Source organism: Microcystis aeruginosa NIES-4325 (assembly GCF_008974145.1).
Classification (GTDB): domain Bacteria; phylum Cyanobacteriota; class Cyanobacteriia; order Cyanobacteriales; family Microcystaceae; genus Microcystis; species Microcystis aeruginosa_G.
In genome coordinates, this window is the sequence record NZ_BJKP01000009.1 from 61,141 (window position 1) to 75,740 (window position 14,600).

Here is a 14,600-nt window from a genome sequence, read left to right on the forward strand (position 1 = left end):
AACCAATCCACCGCCCAAAATCTGTATCTAGGGTTTGCGGCAAAAAGTTTTTCCTGGGGTGTGGGGAGAATAAATAGAAATAATCTCCTATCTCCTATCTCCTGTACCCTGACTCCTGAATCCTAGAACTTAGGAAATCGTGTGAATTTTGAGGAAATTAGTACCTTTAGTTTTCTGCATGGGAATTCCCGCCATAATCAGGATTTTATCGCCCGATTGGGCTAGATTTTTCTGAAGCAGAATTGATTCCGTTTGCTTTAACACATCCTCAAAAACAGATACCTGATGGTCAAGAAGAATCGGGATCACACCCCAGACTAGGTTGAGACGGTGATAGACTCGTTTATTGGGAGTCATGGCAATCACAGGAACCGAGGGACGTTCCTTAGAAGCCAGTAGCGAAGTGTAGCCAGAGGTGGTAAAAGTAACAATATAACGGAGATCAAGGGTTTGATCGATCGCCACTAAAGCCTCACTGAGAGCGTGAGTTTCATCGGACTGATTGGGGGGAACATTATCAAACTTGACATCCGCTTCCACATCATGGGCGATTTTGGCCAACATAGCCACCGCTTTGACGGGAAAATCTCCCACTGCTGATTCCCCCGATAACATCACCGCATCGGTTCCATCGATAATTGCATTAGCCACATCACTGGCCTCGGCCCGAGTCGGTCGGGGATTGTGAATCATGCTCTCTAACATCTGGGTGGCAGTGATGACGGGAATAGTTTTCATGTTGCAGAGTCTGATAATGCGTTTTTGCAACATAGGGACTTTTTCGGGACTTAATTCTACCCCCAAATCGCCCCGGGCCACCATAATGCCGTCACATTCCTCGACAATTGACTCTAAATTTTCGATCGCCTGCGGTTTTTCAATTTTAGCTATCACTGGCACATCCCCATGATTTCTCTCGGCTAAAAATGCCTTAATCGCTTTGATATCTTCTCCTTTACGAACAAAACTGAGGGAAACCCAATCAACCCCCTGAGAAAGACCAAATTCTAGGTCTTGTTTGTCTTTTTCGGTCATGGAAGGTAAGCGCAAATTGAGACGAGGTAGATTAACTCCCTTGCGACTTTTGAGAATTCCTCCCTCTAACACTTGACATTTTAGGGTTTTTCCGTTAATTTCAACGATTTTTAGCTCTAATAAGCCATCATCAAGGAGAATTTGCTCACCTAACTTGGCTTCCTCGGCCAGATAGGGATAATCGATCGAAACGGTGTTCGCTTCTCCCCGATACTCATCCATGGGTACAAGGGTGAGATAATCGCCGTCGTTGATGGTAATGGAACCATTGGGGAGATTACCGACGCGAATTTTTGGACCTTGTAAATCTTGCAAGAGAGTGATAGGATTGTCTAATTCTTGAGAAATTTGCCGTAAAAGGCTAACAACTCTCGCATGATCTTCGTAGCTACCGTGGGAAAAGTTTAGCCGCGCTACATTCATCCCCGCACCGATCATCTGCTTGAGGACTTCCGGCGAATTACTGGCAGGGCCGATCGTGGCTACGATCTTAGTTCTATGGGTAATAATTGACATGGAACCCTTACTGATCGATCTTGGGACGATTACATGATATTCACTTTAGGTTAACTAACGGTGAAGCGGAAAACAAATTAAGCTTTTCCACAGAGTTGCCATCGCTCCCGGTTCGCTGCTTCACCGTCAGGAATCAGCCATCAGCGGCAACGGTTGAGATCTTTAAGGTAGGATAAACTAATAACCATCTCCGCTCTTCGGCGTAGCTCAGAGACCACTCGTTTAGATTTCCTTATGACCAACACATTAGACGATAAAGCCATAGTCAAGGACTATTTTAACGCCACAGGATTCGATCGCTGGCGCCGGATTTATGGGGATGGCGAAGTTAACAAAGTACAAAAAGATATTCGCATCGGTCATCAACAGACAATCGATACCGTTATCGGTTGGTTAGAAAGTGATGACAATTTGCCCAATCTCTCGATCTGTGATGCCGGTTGTGGAGTCGGTAGTCTCAGTATTCCCCTCGCTAAAGCGGGCGCAACTATTTTCGCCAGTGATATTTCTGAGAAAATGGTGACAGAAGCCAAGGAAAGAGCAGCCAAAGAGTTAGCAGATACCAGTAAACTCACCTTTGCCGTTCAAGATTTAGAAGCATTAACCGGCCAATATCACACAGTCATCTGTCTTGATGTTCTCATTCACTATCCCACAGAAGAAGCATTAGGAATGATTAAACACTTGGGAACCCTAGCTCAATCCCGTTTAATCCTCAGTTTTGCTCCTAAAACCTGTTTATTAACCATTCTCAAGAAAATTGGTCAATTTTTCCCCGGTCCGAGTAAAACCACTCGTGCCTATCAACACAAGGAAAAAACTATTGTCGCCGCTCTCAACGAAAATGGCTTTAAAATTGAACGGACGAGTATGACTAGCACTCGTTTCTATTTTTCCCGTATCCTCGAAGCTGTCCGCAGTGAATAAAGAATGGCAGTCACCACCAGCAAATTAATCGAGTGGAAACAGCAAAAACGCGCGATTGTCACCCTCACAGCTTGGGATTATCCGATCGCGCGACTGCTCGATCGGGCAGGAATTGATATTATCTTGGTAGGTGATTCCTTAGCTATGACCGCTTTGGGCTATCCTACCACTTTACCGATCACCCTAGAGGCGATGATTCACCACGCGGCGGCCGTGTCTCGCGGGGTAAAACAAGCTTTAGTTGTCTGTGATTTGCCTTTTCTCAGCTATCAGGAAAGTGTCAGTCAGGCAATTCACTCGGCGGGAAGGATGTTAAAGGAAGCGGGAGTGCAAGGGGTAAAATTAGAGGGAGGTTATCCCGCTATGATCGAGACGATTAGCCGTTTAACCGAGATAGGCATCCCTGTTATGGGTCATATCGGATTAACTCCCCAGTCGGTGCATCGGTTAGGATACCGTCAGCAGGGAAAAACCCCATCGGATGCACAAAGATTAATCGAGGAAGCTTTAGCTTTGGAGAAAGCGGGAGTATTTGCCCTGGTTTTGGAACATATTCCCGCCAATTTAGCCGCTACTATTACCGATAAATTGATTATCCCGACGATTGGTATCGGTGCTGGGGAAGATTGTGATGGTCAGGTGTTAGTAACGGCGGATATCCTAGGATTAACCGAAAAAGCTCCCCCTTTTGCCAAAGTTTATGCTAATTTAAGCGAGACAATTACAAAAGCAGTGGTGGAATTTGCCAAGGATGTGAGGGGAATTGAATAGCGGCGAAAAGGCCACCTTTGGGGCCGGTTGTTTTTGGAAAACCGAGGACGCATTTCGGCGTTTACCTGGGGTTTTAGCCACTTCTGTGGGTTATATGGGGGGACATTTCCCCAATCCTAGTTATCTCGATGTGTTATCGCGAATTACCGGTCATGCGGAAGTGGCACAAATTGCCTATAATCCCCAAGAAATAAGCTACGAGGCGTTATTAGCCGTTTTTTGGTCGATCCATGATCCGACCCAGTTAAATCGCCAAGGACCGGACCGGGGAGAACAATATCGATCGATTATTTTTTATCACACCCCGGAACAAAAGTTAATCGCCACTGTTTGCAAGCGTCAACTACAACTATCGGGAAAGTTTCAGCAGGATATCGTTACTTTGATCGAACCCGCAGGAGATTATTATCTGGCCGATCAGTCCCATCAACAGTATTTAGAGAAAAAACAGGCTCGATCGGTCGGGGATTTCCAGAAGAAAATATAAAGACAGGTTCGGGGTATAATGTAAAATTGCTTTCGCAGGAGATCAGGAAAAATGCCCGAGGCGGTCGGAGTCATTCAAACGTTGGGTTTTCCCCCCGTTTTAGCGGCGGCGGATGCCATGGTTAAAGGGGGACGAGTCACCCTAGTTTATTTCGATCTAGCGGAAAGGGGCGAATTTTTGGTGGCGATTCGCGGTCCGATTTCCGAGGTTAAACCGGCAGTAGAGGCAGGATTAGCGGCGGCCATGACCGCTTTTGGTGGTAATGTGGTCAGCCATTACATCGTACCGAATCCTCCAGAAAATGTACTGGCGGTTTTACCAGTGCAGCATACGGCTAAGTCAGACCGTTTTCGCAGTTAATTTCCCTAGCGATTGGCCCCAAACTAGACTATAGTTAAAGACTGGAAAATAGATTGGATTCTATCAATTGAACTTATCTGATTTTTGTTATTAGGAGTTAATTTATGACAGCCCAACCCGCGGTGGGATCGATCGAGACAAAAGGTTTCCCCGGTATTCTGGCGGCCGCCGATGCGATGGTAAAAGCAGGACGGATCACGATTGTTGGTTATTTAAGGGCAGGAAGCGCCCGTTTTACCCTCAATATTCGTGGGGATGTACAGGAGGTAAAAACCGCTATGGCTGCCGGCATTGAAGCTGTCAATAAAACCGAGGGGGCAGCTTTAGAAACCTGGGTAATTATTCCCCGTCCTCACGATAACGTGGTGGCTATTTTACCGATCGATTATAGCGAGGCAGTGGAACCTTTTCGCGCCGCCGCCGATGGTGCGATCGCTCCAATCCGTCGTTAATATTCAAGGTCAATTTTTTGTGATCGGTTGGAATTTGTCTAATTTCAACTCGGTTTTTATTGATGTTCGCCCCTGCCTAAAGGTAAGGGGATGATTCATTCAACGAGTCTCCGCAAGAGGGCAGCATTTCTCCAACTAACCAAGAGGTAATCTCTCCTCAAGCTTGAGTTGGCCGCTATCATCAGTTACGATCTGAGTAAAACCCCACTAGCTAGTATTTGATGGCTGTGATCGCTCTCTTTTAAGTAAGGCACTAGCGAGAAAAATGCCCAGTATTGCCAATACAGCCATAGCATAAAAAGCATAAGTGTAAGTACCGAACCAATCGCGAATTCTACCGGTTACTAAAGTGCCGATCAAAGCACCGACACCGTAGGCAGTAAAAACAATACCGTAATTTTGGGCGTAGTGGTCAGGATTAAAGAAGTGGAGAGTGGTAGCGGGAGCCAGGGCCAACCATCCCCCTAAACAGAACCAAAATAGACAAAAAGCCACTAGATAGCTAGTAACCGCCCCTTTTTCGGCCTTAACCATCAACAGACAGCCGATCAAAATGAGTGTATAGGCCCCGATCGCTAAATAATGGGGTTTCCAGCGATCGCTTAACCAACCGAACAAAGGACGACTAATACCATTAAACAAGGCAAAGAGAGCCACACTACTGGCCGCTAACCCCGGCTCAATCTGAATAATTTCCTCAGCGACGGGACTAGAAATACCGATGGCACTCAAGCCAATTAAAGCACCAATGGCATAGCAAAGCCATAAACCATAAAATGAGCGACTTTTCAGCATATTCACTGGATAATTGGCCGGAAAGTCGGATTTTCGATTAGCTAAATTGGCGGGAGGTTGCCAGTCCCGCGGGGGTAACTTCATGGCGAGGGCAATAATCACAATAATTATTGTAAAGATAATCCCCAAAAATCTTAAACTTGGTCTAACGCTATATTCATTGATCAATCGATTGGCTAAAGGTGCGGTAATCAGGGGAGAAAGGCCAAATCCGATGATAGTTAAACCCACCGCTAAACCTTTTTTGTCGGGAAACCAGCGCGCCACCACTGCCATGGGAACACCGTAAGCGATGCCGACTCCTGTGCCGGCAATGACTCCGTAGGTCAGAATAATTGTCTGGATCTGAGGGGCAAAACTAGCGAGAATATAGCCTAAACCGACGATAATTCCGCCGATAGCGGTCATCCTGCGAGTGCCTACCCGGGAGATAAAAAAACCAGCGATCGGCATAGAAGCGGCATAAAATACTAGGGCTACAGTGTAGGGTAATAGGCTTTCCGTGGCGCTGAGATTTAACTCTGTTTCTAGGGGTTTTCTAAAGATACTCCAAGAGTAAACCGTCCCTAAACAGAGTAAAACGCCCATTCCTAGAGGTATTAATAACCATCTACCTTTGGCTGCGGGTAATCCCAAAACTGTCAACTCGGAATCGTAATTACTGGTAGTCATAGATCGCCGTGACTCTTTCTAGACTTGCTGGCCAGTATTCTAGATGAGGTCATGGCTAATGGGGCAAATTTTCCAGAAAATTTTCCGATTAAAAAGAGGGGCGAATTATTTCGCCCCCCTTAAAAGTCTCCCCCCATCTATAGCTGAGGGACTTCTGAGGACTTTTAACTAAACTGCCGCGAAGTAAACCTTCGACTTCACAGGGTCGGGAACCATGGTAGCATCCCCTTCTTTCCAACCGGCGGGACAAACTTCATCCGGGTGGGATTGGACGTATTGAATCGCTTTCAGAGTGCGGAGGGTTTCATCGACACTGCGACCAAAGGAAAGATTATTAATAGTAGCGTGTTGGATAACACCTTCTTTATCGATGATAAACAGACCACGCAGGGACACTCCCGCATCAGGATCAAGAACATTGTAAGCGGTGCTGATTTCTTTTTTCAGATCCGACACCAAAGGATAGGCCACATCCCCCACACCACCAGATTTTCTCTCGGTTTGAATCCATGCTAGGTGAGCAAATTCACTATCGACGGACACCCCTAAAATCTCGGTGTTGATGCTGGCAAATTCGCTAACTCGATCGCTGAAAGCGGTAATTTCCGTGGGGCAAACAAAGGTAAAATCGAGGGGATAGAAGAATAAAACGACGTATTTACCCCGATAATCCGACAATTTGATGGTTTTGAACTCTTGATCGAAAACGGCGGTCGCGGTGAAATCCGGCGCCGCTTGTCCGACTCTTAAGCAACCTTCGGCGGTCATACTCTTAATCTCCTTAATCTAGTTTCTGGGAAAATGCAACTATTTTTACATTCCTTAACAACTATATCATAGTCATAACGATTTTGAGTAGTCAGCCATCAGTTATCAGCAATCAGTTATCAGTGGCTAGTGGGGAGATGGGGAGATGGGGAGATAGGGAGATGGGGGTTAGGTGTTAGAGAGGTTTGATCGGGCGAGAGAAAAACAATTTATAGCGTTTCCTGTTCGCACGAGGTACATTATCAATATTGATTTTGATCAAGGTGAAGAATTGTAATTTTTGGCGTTGCTGATTTGAGATATGAATCTTCTCTTGTGGGATTTTTAAAACCTCGACCCAAACTAACTTTTGGATACGATGCACAGTTGGCATTCATAACTTGATTCAGCAACGCCAATCAATTATTGAAAATGTTCCCAATAGTAGTTTCTATAATGAAGGTTTTTCGTCAAAACATCTTGGGGAATGTAAAAATATATAAAAATATGTAAAGGTATATGAAGATGTGCGGAATGTCGGATTTAATAAACTGCATAATGTTCACTTTCGCAGCCAAAATAAGAATTTAAGGACAGCGAGAGAGATCGTTGCACGAGGAATTTAGCCCATTGTACAACCTAGTACAACTTTCTTGTCTCAACGCTCCGACCTGCTGCTGTCTGCTTTTACTTATAGTTGCAAAGGCTATGTCATCAAGCACTGGTAAATATCTATCCCTATCCCAACGTCAGCAACTTCTCGAAATCTTAACAGAACCAAATATCCCCGATATCGATCGCAAACGGATTCAAATCATTCTTTTCGCTGACGAGGGCAAATCCCAGGGCGAGATCCGTAAGCTTCTCGATTGTACTGCTGCCACCGCTAGTAAATGGATACTGATCGCCGAGAGTGGCAAGATCGATCGCTGGCAGAAATACCGCCGCGGTCGCCCGCCAAAAGTTGATCAACCTTACCTCGATCGCCTGAGGGAACTGATTACTAAATCCCCCCGGGATTTCGGCTATTCCTTTAAGCGATGGTCGGGAGTTTGGTTAGCGCGGCATCTAGAGAAAGAATTCGGGGTTGCGCTCACCCCTACCCACATCAATCGCCTCCGCAAACAGCTACAGCCGATCCGCATCGTCGATCTTTCTCCTTCAGCCAAAGCTTAAAACAACTATGCTCGATACTCACAGCCTCGTCAATCCCTGGCCAGAATTCCTGTCCGAAACCCAGTGGCGGAGTCTCCAGAAAACAGCGATCACCCTCTCTCCGGAAGCAGGCACCCTGTCCCTACAGCCCGGATTATACCTAGTCGTTCGCGGCAAAGTTCGGATAGCGAACTGGCAACAAAAAGAGATGATCGCGCTCAAAACCGATGAATTTTTCGGAGAATTCTCCCTCTTTCCCCGATCGGGTTTTCTGCCCTACTCGGTTCGAGTCTCCGCAAAGGCGGAACTACTTCTTATCCCCGAGTCCGCCCTGAGGCCGATCCTGAAAAAACACCCTGCCTTGAAAAAAACCTTACTGCAACGGGCGCGGGAAATCGATCAACTTCTTGGGACGAAGGCAGAAGAAACGGACAAAAAAAGCGATCGAGCCTATTTCCCCTCTCCGGCGCAGCGGTTAGGTCACTGGATCGGGCAATCCCTCCGCCGTTATCCCTTCTTCGAGCAACAGTCCGCCTCCGATTGCGGGGCGGCCAGTTTAGTCATGATCGCCCGTTATTGGGGCAAAAGAATCAGCGTCAACCGTTTGCGGGAAATGGCCAACGTCAACCGGGACGGGGCATCCCTGAAGGGACTGATCACTGCTGCGGAAAATATCGGCCTCTCCACCCGTCCGGTAAAAGCGACTCTAGAGGGATTAGGGAAACAGCCCCTACCTGCGATCGCTCACTGGGAAGGCAAACACTTCGTTGTTATCTGGAAAATTACCCCCAAACAGGTGATTATTGGGGATCCGGCGATCGGGCAATTAACCCTAAGTCGTGCCGAATTCACCAGTAAATGGACGGGATTCACCCTTCTGCTCCAACCGAACCAGAAATTCCGGGACACGAAAGAGGATAAAACCTCTCTCTGGCAGTTTTATCGCTTACTCGAACCCCATTGGTTTGTGCTGCTGGAAATTTTCGTCGCCTCGCTTTTTATCCAGATATTCGGCTTAATTACGCCGATTTTCACCCAGTTAATCCTCGATCGAGTAATCGTCCAGGGATCCTTAACCACCCTTTGGGCGATGGGTATCGGTGCGCTAATTTTCGGGTTTTTTCGGGTGGCAATTACTGGTTTACGGGCTTATCTTCTCGATCACACCGCTAATCGCATCGATACGGCATTAATCACCGGTTTTATCCGCCATACTCTCAGCCTTCCCCTCGGTTATTTCGAGTCCCGCTATGTGGGCGATATTATTTCTCGCGTCGGGGAAAATCGCAAGATCCAGCGTTTTCTCTCTGGGGAAGCTCTCTCGATTTTACTTGACTTATTAACGGTTTTCGTGTACGTGGCGGTGATGTTCCGCTATAGCTGGCAATTAGCCCTAATCAGTTTGGCGATCGTGCCACCGTTCTTTCTGCTGGCGTTAATTTCTACCCCTTTTCTGCAGCGAATATCCCGGGATATTTTTCAGGCGATCGCTAAAGAAAGCAGTTACCTGATCGAGATTTTAACCGGTATTCGTACCGTCAAATCTACCGCAACAGAGCGATCAACCCGTTGGCACTGGGAAGACCTTTTCTCGGTGGAGGTCAAGAAAAATTTCTCCGGGCAGATCATCGGCAATAATCTCCAAATCGTCAGTAATCTGATCGAATCTTTAGCGACGACGGGGTTACTCTGTTTCGGTGCCTATCTGGTCATTCAAAATCAATTATCGATCGGACAACTGATCGCCTTTAATATGCTTTTTGCCCAGATCATCGCGCCTTTTCAACGCTTAACTGTTCTCTGGACGCAATTTCAAGAAGTCAATATCGCCGTCGAGCGCATTAACGATGTACTAGAGGCGAAGCCGGAGGAGAATTTAGAGGAACTTTCCCGTCAGTTTCTCCCAGAATTACAGGGACATATTCGCTTTGAAAATGTCACCTTTCGCTACCACACCGACAGCGATCGCAATATTTTAGAAAACCTCAGTTTTGAGATTTTACCCGGTCAAACCGTTGCCCTCGTCGGTCGGAGCGGTTCGGGAAAAACCACGATCTCGAAATTACTGATCGGCCTCTATCCCCCCACCGACGGGAAAATCTCGATCGACGGTTACGATCTGAGTACGATCGCCCTCAGTTCCCTCCGGCAACAGGTGGGAGTCGTCGATCAGGATACTTTTCTCTTCGGTTCCACGATTCGGGAAAATATCAGTTTAGGTCATCCCGATCGCCCCCTAGAAAATGTGATCGAAGCGGCGAAATTAGCGGGAATTCATGACTTTATTCAATCACTGCCGATGGGGTACGAAACCCAGATCGGCGAGGGTGGAGGGCTACTTTCTGGGGGACAGAGACAACGGATCGCCATCGCTCGATCGTTGATGGGAGAACCTCGGTTATTAATCCTCGATGAAGCCACTTCCCACCTCGATACCGAATCGGAACGGATTATTCAAACAAATCTCCAGAAAATTCGCCAGAATCGCACGATGGTGATTATCGCCCATCGCCTCTCTACGGTGCGGAACGCAGATTGTATTCTCGTTCTCGATCGAGGGGTATTAGTCGATAGTGGAACCCACGAAGAATTAATGGCCCGTCCCGGGATTTACCGTAATTTGAACTCTAATCAATTGAATGAATAACTATGACCACCAATCTAGACAGAGAGCGCGATAACTGGTCTTTCCAAACCAAGGAATTGATCGATACTTTACCCCTACCCTGGACGCGTGGTTTACTCTATTTTCTGATTATTTTCGTCTCGATCGTTCTCCCCTGGGCGATATTCTCAAAAGTCGATGAAACGGGTGTCGGCCCAGGAAAACTGGAACCCCAAGGGGAAACAGTCAAACTCGATGCTATCGCGACGGGAAAAGTGGAAAAAATCTATGTCCGTGAAGGCCAAGAGGTGAAAGCAGGACAACCGATTTTAACCCTAGATTCCTCATTAATCGGCAAGGAAATACAACAAATCGAGGAGAAAATAGAAGGACAAAAAAGCCGTCTTTCCCAACATAAACTTGTCAAAAGTCAGTTAGAGATTTCTTTAACCACCCAAAGCCAACAAAATCGCGCGGCAGCAGCGGAAAAAGAAGCCTCGATCGAGCAAGCGCAGGAGAATGTGGACGCATTAATCAAGAAAGCGAAAATATCGCTAGAAGAACAACAGGCGCGGGTAAATCAAGCGAAAATCGCCCTCGCACGCAGTCAAACCGATTACCCGATTCTCAAAAGTCGTTATGAAACGGCTTTAAAAGAAGTCGATCGCTACCGAAAAGCGTGGGAGGATGGCGCAATCTCGCAGGTACAATTCATCGAGCGCGAGGACAATGCCAAGGAGCGCCAACAACTCTACGAGCGGGGAAAAGCGGAGGTGAAAGAAAATCAACATAAACTAGCGGAATTCGAAAGCACCTACCGTCAGACGAGTCAACAAACGAGCGCGGATATCGCCCAGGCGCGTCTGCAATTACAGGAGCGGCAGCGGGGTTATCAAAGTCTCCGCCATTCCAACGAGTTGGCACTCTTAAGGATACAGGAGCAGATTAAAAATCTAGAAACGGAGATCGCAACACTTGCATCGGAAATCGCCCAAACCGAGAGCCAACGGCAAGCGCTCCAAATCCAACTAAGTCAGAGGGTTTTAAAGGCGAATACCGACGGCACGATCTTTTCATTACCGATTAAACGCGCGGGTGTGGTGGTGCAGTCGGGAACGCGGATTGCGGAGATAGCACCGAAAGGATCGCAGTTTATTCTCAAGGCAGAAATGCCCACGGATCAAAGTCAATTTCTCCGCACCGGTATGCTGATAAAAGTCAAGTTCGATGCCTATCCTTTTCAGGATTACGGCATTATCGGCGGCAAGATCACCAAGAAATCACCGACGGCGATCGAAAAGGAAACGCCCAACGGAAAAATTAACGTTTTCGAGCTAGAAATTCAACTCGATCGCTCCTGCATTCAAAAGGGAAATCAATGTATTCCCCTCAATCCGGGGGATACGGCTACCGCAGAAGCGATCGTCCGTCAGCGTCGGGTGATCGATTACATCCTCGATCCCTTTAAGGATCTGCAAAAAGATGGGTTAAAACTCTAGTTTTTTTAAGTATCGAAGCCAAATTACTTACACTCCTCGCTAACCCTCTTGCCTATCTCAACTAGAAAATTAATTTCGCATAACTGTTTAAGGAGTCATTATGTCGCATAGTATCACCATCACCAATCAAGACCTTATCCAACAGCTTAAGCTATCGGGGAAAGTCCCCGAAATAGTGGAGGGAATTATCGCTCGGAAAATCATCACCGAAACCGCCACGGCAGCGGGGATTAAAAACACGACTGACGAGTTACAAAAGGCGGCAGATCAATTCCGTCTCGCCAAAGGATTACATAACGCCAAAGATACATGGAATTGGTTGCAAAAACAGGGCTTATCCCTAGACGATTTTGAGACGGTCATTCAATTCAGTTTACTATCGGGTAAATTAGCCGAACATCTTTTCGCAGACAAAATTGAATCCTATTTTGTGGAACACCAGCTAGATTATACCGGTGCGGTGATCTATGAGGTGGTGTTAGCAGATCAGGCGATGGCGGAGGAGTTGTATGAATCGATTCAGGAGGAGGAAATCAGCTTTCAGGAAGTAGCCCATCGCTATATCGAGGATGTGGAATTACGACGCAAGGGTGGTTATCGCGGTACTGTTTACCGTAAGGATTTACGACCGAATCTTTCCGCCGCAATTTTCGCATCGGATTCTTCTCGATTGTTGAAACCGCTGCAAGGAGATCGAGCTTTTCACCTGATTTTCGTCGAGGAAATCCTTAAACCAAAATTAACCGAAGAGTTGGCTCTGAAAATCGGTGTCGATCTGTTTAACGCCTGGGTAAAGGAGAAGATTCAGGAAATAGAATACGAGTTAAGTAATTAATTGTGGACGGGGTGGGTTATGCTCACCCCGCCCCTTAATTATTCTAAAACATTATTAATGGAGGTGATAAGCAGTGTACATGGACAAAACCAGCCCCCCACCGTACAGGAAACCACCCGCAAACCATCCAACCGGGCCCAATCCCGCCATCGCTACGAGTCCGATACCGCTACTGACCATTCCCAGGCCGACTTGAAACCCAGTATCCAAGCTCATTCCCCCTATAATTCTTTCTGTTTCCGAGAGCGTGAGGGTGATTGTTAGATCACTCCACTCAGATGGACTAAAACTGCCGGATGCATATAAGTCAGAGATTTGCATATCTTTAATTGTGATATTAGCCATGATATGGATAACTCCTTTTAAGGTATTAGACAGATTCTATTGTTCTCTTCATGAGCCCAAAAATCAATAATAAGTCCAGCCCTTTTTGATCATATTTGAGCTATTTATGTTTAAGTGGCCTGGCAAAATTATTTACCTATGCTAGTGCTTGTGTAGCTCATGTAAAACAAGGCTTTCAGACTCGCCTGATGAGTAATTTATTTTTCACAAAGACACCTCGATTAATTGCCTTATTGCGAAAATCAACCATGGTATACCTGTCTATTCTCAATAAGCACCCTTACTTTTCGAGGTGCCCTATATTCTCTACAAGGTTGTAGTTGTAGAATAGCCCGGATCACATTTTTTGAACTTAAAACAGTCATTTAAGTTCAAAAAATCTTTGAACATATCTTGTTTTCTCTTGTGCGGTTCCATAGTATTAGACTCAAAGACGCTTATCGTCTTCTATCAAATTCTAGCAGCAGTTAACTTATGGCTCTCGAACAAGTTCACGCTTTTTATCAAAAAGTCGCCTCCGATGAATCATTCCGTTCCCAAATCCAATCGGTAAATAGCAAAGAGGAATGTAGTGAGATCGTTAAAACTGCGGGGTTCAATTTCACACCACAGGAATTCGAGGAATACACTGCACAAATTCTAGAGTCCGATCGCCCCGATGAAGAAATTCAGGATTTAAGCGAGGAAGCTCTGGCGGCGGTCGCCGGTGGATTTATCGGCGGTTTTCTGAATATCTTAATTTACGGTCTGCCACCAGGGCGCGATCTACTTCTATAGATAGGACGACAGAATCGTTCGACCGATGTACCGATTACCGAGAGATAGTTTCGTGGATTTCTAATTCCAACCGACTCATAAATTTTATCGAGTATTCAACTTGTAAGGAGCTAATTATGTCTTTTGATCGCACCCCGAATTTTACCGAAAAACTAGCAACCGATCCCGATTTTCGTTTAAAGGTTTTGGACGAAATCGCTAACGATGACGAACTCAAAGACTTAACCGAAGAAGACTTAAAAGCGATCGTCGGGGGAGGTCTGAACATACACCAAATATACGGATCTCCTTTGCCTTTCCCCTTTATAATCGTTCGACCGATGTACGGATTACCGGCAGATCGTCTCGTGGATTTCTAATTCCAACCGACTCATAAATTTTATCGAGTATTAAACCTAGTAAGGAGCTAATCATGTCTTTTGATTGCACCCCGAATTTTACCGAAAAACTAGCAACCGATCCCGATTTTCGTTTAAAGGTTTTGGACGAAATCGCTAACGATGACGAACTCAAAGACTTAACCGAAGAAGACTTAAAAGCGATCTTCGGTGGACGGATGCAACAAGTATACGGCTCGACCAGCGGTGGCGGTGGCGGTCGTACTTACTACGCCTAAATCGAG

General features: G+C 46.3%; 16 protein-coding genes. 12 read left to right on the top strand and 4 right to left on the bottom strand.

Annotated elements, in window-relative coordinates; genetic code table 11:
• Positions 1-129: 129 nt before the first annotated feature.
• Positions 130-1,551, bottom strand: coding sequence for a pyruvate kinase (gene pyk / locus MiAbW_RS06985; RefSeq protein WP_151695502.1), 1,422 nt, complete (start codon positions 1,549-1,551; stop codon positions 130-132).
• Positions 1,552-1,785: 234 nt separating this feature from the next.
• Between pyk and bchM the strand changes: the two genes are divergently transcribed.
• The 5 genes from bchM to MiAbW_RS07010 all read left to right on the top strand — a co-directional run bounded on the left by bchM (position 1,786) and on the right by MiAbW_RS07010 (position 4,548).
• Positions 1,786-2,478, top strand: a complete 693-nt coding sequence (gene bchM, locus MiAbW_RS06990; RefSeq protein WP_151695503.1) for a magnesium protoporphyrin IX methyltransferase — start codon at positions 1,786-1,788, stop codon at positions 2,476-2,478.
• Between the two features lie 3 nt (positions 2,479-2,481).
• Positions 2,482-3,249 carry a 3-methyl-2-oxobutanoate hydroxymethyltransferase gene (panB, locus tag MiAbW_RS06995; RefSeq protein WP_151695504.1) on the top strand — a complete coding sequence of 256 codons (768 nt, stop codon included), beginning with the start codon at positions 2,482-2,484 and terminating at the stop codon, positions 3,247-3,249.
• On the top strand, positions 3,242-3,736 hold the full coding sequence (gene msrA, locus MiAbW_RS07000) for a peptide-methionine (S)-S-oxide reductase MsrA (protein WP_151695505.1): 495 nt from the start codon (positions 3,242-3,244) through the stop codon (positions 3,734-3,736). The genes panB and msrA overlap by 8 nt, the downstream gene beginning before the upstream one ends.
• Before the next feature lie 51 nt (positions 3,737-3,787).
• A complete protein-coding gene (locus MiAbW_RS07005) occupies positions 3,788-4,096 on the top strand; it encodes a carbon dioxide-concentrating mechanism protein CcmK (RefSeq protein ID WP_002782143.1) in 309 nt (102 codons plus the stop codon).
• A 104-nt stretch (positions 4,097-4,200) separates the two neighbouring features.
• A complete protein-coding gene (locus MiAbW_RS07010; RefSeq protein WP_008200430.1) occupies positions 4,201-4,548 on the top strand; it encodes a carbon dioxide-concentrating mechanism protein CcmK in 348 nt (115 codons plus the stop codon).
• A 207-nt stretch (positions 4,549-4,755) separates the two neighbouring features.
• Here MiAbW_RS07010 and MiAbW_RS07015 read toward each other — a convergent pair whose 3' ends face one another.
• Entirely contained in the window at positions 4,756-6,015 is a 1,260-nt protein-coding gene (locus MiAbW_RS07015; protein WP_151695506.1) for an L-lactate MFS transporter, read from the bottom strand.
• Positions 6,016-6,183: 168 nt separating this feature from the next.
• The gene (locus tag MiAbW_RS07020) at positions 6,184-6,783 is read right to left on the bottom strand and encodes a peroxiredoxin (RefSeq protein WP_046662279.1); all 600 of its coding nucleotides are present in this window, start codon (positions 6,781-6,783) and stop codon (positions 6,184-6,186) included.
• A gap of 687 nt (positions 6,784-7,470) precedes the next feature.
• Here MiAbW_RS07020 and MiAbW_RS07025 point away from each other — a divergent pair.
• From MiAbW_RS07025 to MiAbW_RS07040, 4 genes are all read left to right on the top strand, one after another.
• Positions 7,471-7,938, top strand: a complete 468-nt coding sequence (locus tag MiAbW_RS07025) for a helix-turn-helix domain-containing protein (RefSeq protein ID WP_151695507.1) — start codon at positions 7,471-7,473, stop codon at positions 7,936-7,938.
• A gap of 7 nt (positions 7,939-7,945) precedes the next feature.
• The gene (locus MiAbW_RS07030; RefSeq protein ID WP_151695508.1) at positions 7,946-10,564 is read left to right on the top strand and encodes a peptidase domain-containing ABC transporter; all 2,619 of its coding nucleotides are present in this window, start codon (positions 7,946-7,948) and stop codon (positions 10,562-10,564) included.
• A 2-nt stretch (positions 10,565-10,566) separates the two neighbouring features.
• Positions 10,567-12,021 carry an HlyD family efflux transporter periplasmic adaptor subunit gene (locus tag MiAbW_RS07035; RefSeq protein ID WP_151695509.1) on the top strand — a complete coding sequence of 485 codons (1,455 nt, stop codon included), beginning with the start codon at positions 10,567-10,569 and terminating at the stop codon, positions 12,019-12,021.
• Positions 12,022-12,121: 100 nt separating this feature from the next.
• Positions 12,122-12,856, top strand: coding sequence for a foldase protein PrsA (locus tag MiAbW_RS07040; protein ID WP_151695510.1), 735 nt, complete (start codon positions 12,122-12,124; stop codon positions 12,854-12,856).
• A gap of 54 nt (positions 12,857-12,910) precedes the next feature.
• Here MiAbW_RS07040 and MiAbW_RS19950 read toward each other — a convergent pair whose 3' ends face one another.
• On the bottom strand, positions 12,911-13,201 hold the full coding sequence (locus MiAbW_RS19950; RefSeq protein ID WP_151695511.1) for a hypothetical protein: 291 nt from the start codon (positions 13,199-13,201) through the stop codon (positions 12,911-12,913).
• Positions 13,202-13,675: 474 nt separating this feature from the next.
• On the opposite strand from MiAbW_RS19950, the gene MiAbW_RS07050 reads away from it, so the two are divergent.
• The 3 genes from MiAbW_RS07050 to MiAbW_RS07060 all read left to right on the top strand — a co-directional run bounded on the left by MiAbW_RS07050 (position 13,676) and on the right by MiAbW_RS07060 (position 14,594).
• On the top strand, positions 13,676-13,978 hold the full coding sequence (locus tag MiAbW_RS07050) for a Nif11-like leader peptide family RiPP precursor (protein ID WP_151695512.1): 303 nt from the start codon (positions 13,676-13,678) through the stop codon (positions 13,976-13,978).
• 116 nt (positions 13,979-14,094) lie between these two features.
• Positions 14,095-14,337, top strand: coding sequence for a hypothetical protein (locus tag MiAbW_RS07055; RefSeq protein WP_151695513.1), 243 nt, complete (start codon positions 14,095-14,097; stop codon positions 14,335-14,337).
• A gap of 53 nt (positions 14,338-14,390) precedes the next feature.
• The gene (locus tag MiAbW_RS07060; protein ID WP_151695514.1) at positions 14,391-14,594 is read left to right on the top strand and encodes a hypothetical protein; all 204 of its coding nucleotides are present in this window, start codon (positions 14,391-14,393) and stop codon (positions 14,592-14,594) included.
• Positions 14,595-14,600 lie beyond the last annotated feature (6 nt).

Excerpts from the sequence above, each read along its gene's own strand:
- pyk (WP_151695502.1), bottom strand. The coding sequence starts at position 1,551 with ATGTCAATTATTACCCATAGAACTAAGATCGTAGCCACGATCGGCCCT.
- bchM (WP_151695503.1), top strand. The coding sequence starts at position 1,786 with ATGACCAACACATTAGACGATAAAGCCATAGTCAAGGACTATTTTAAC.
- panB (WP_151695504.1), top strand. The coding sequence starts at position 2,482 with ATGGCAGTCACCACCAGCAAATTAATCGAGTGGAAACAGCAAAAACGC.
- MiAbW_RS07005 (WP_002782143.1), top strand. The coding sequence starts at position 3,788 with ATGCCCGAGGCGGTCGGAGTCATTCAAACGTTGGGTTTTCCCCCCGTT.
- MiAbW_RS07010 (WP_008200430.1), top strand. The coding sequence starts at position 4,201 with ATGACAGCCCAACCCGCGGTGGGATCGATCGAGACAAAAGGTTTCCCC.
- MiAbW_RS07015 (WP_151695506.1), bottom strand. The coding sequence starts at position 6,015 with ATGACTACCAGTAATTACGATTCCGAGTTGACAGTTTTGGGATTACCC.
- MiAbW_RS07020 (WP_046662279.1), bottom strand. The coding sequence starts at position 6,783 with ATGACCGCCGAAGGTTGCTTAAGAGTCGGACAAGCGGCGCCGGATTTC.
- MiAbW_RS07025 (WP_151695507.1), top strand. The coding sequence starts at position 7,471 with ATGTCATCAAGCACTGGTAAATATCTATCCCTATCCCAACGTCAGCAA.
- MiAbW_RS07030 (WP_151695508.1), top strand. The coding sequence starts at position 7,946 with ATGCTCGATACTCACAGCCTCGTCAATCCCTGGCCAGAATTCCTGTCC.
- MiAbW_RS07035 (WP_151695509.1), top strand. The coding sequence starts at position 10,567 with ATGACCACCAATCTAGACAGAGAGCGCGATAACTGGTCTTTCCAAACC.
- MiAbW_RS07040 (WP_151695510.1), top strand. The coding sequence starts at position 12,122 with ATGTCGCATAGTATCACCATCACCAATCAAGACCTTATCCAACAGCTT.
- MiAbW_RS19950 (WP_151695511.1), bottom strand. The coding sequence starts at position 13,201 with ATGGCTAATATCACAATTAAAGATATGCAAATCTCTGACTTATATGCA.
- MiAbW_RS07050 (WP_151695512.1), top strand. The coding sequence starts at position 13,676 with ATGGCTCTCGAACAAGTTCACGCTTTTTATCAAAAAGTCGCCTCCGAT.
- MiAbW_RS07055 (WP_151695513.1), top strand. The coding sequence starts at position 14,095 with ATGTCTTTTGATCGCACCCCGAATTTTACCGAAAAACTAGCAACCGAT.
- MiAbW_RS07060 (WP_151695514.1), top strand. The coding sequence starts at position 14,391 with ATGTCTTTTGATTGCACCCCGAATTTTACCGAAAAACTAGCAACCGAT.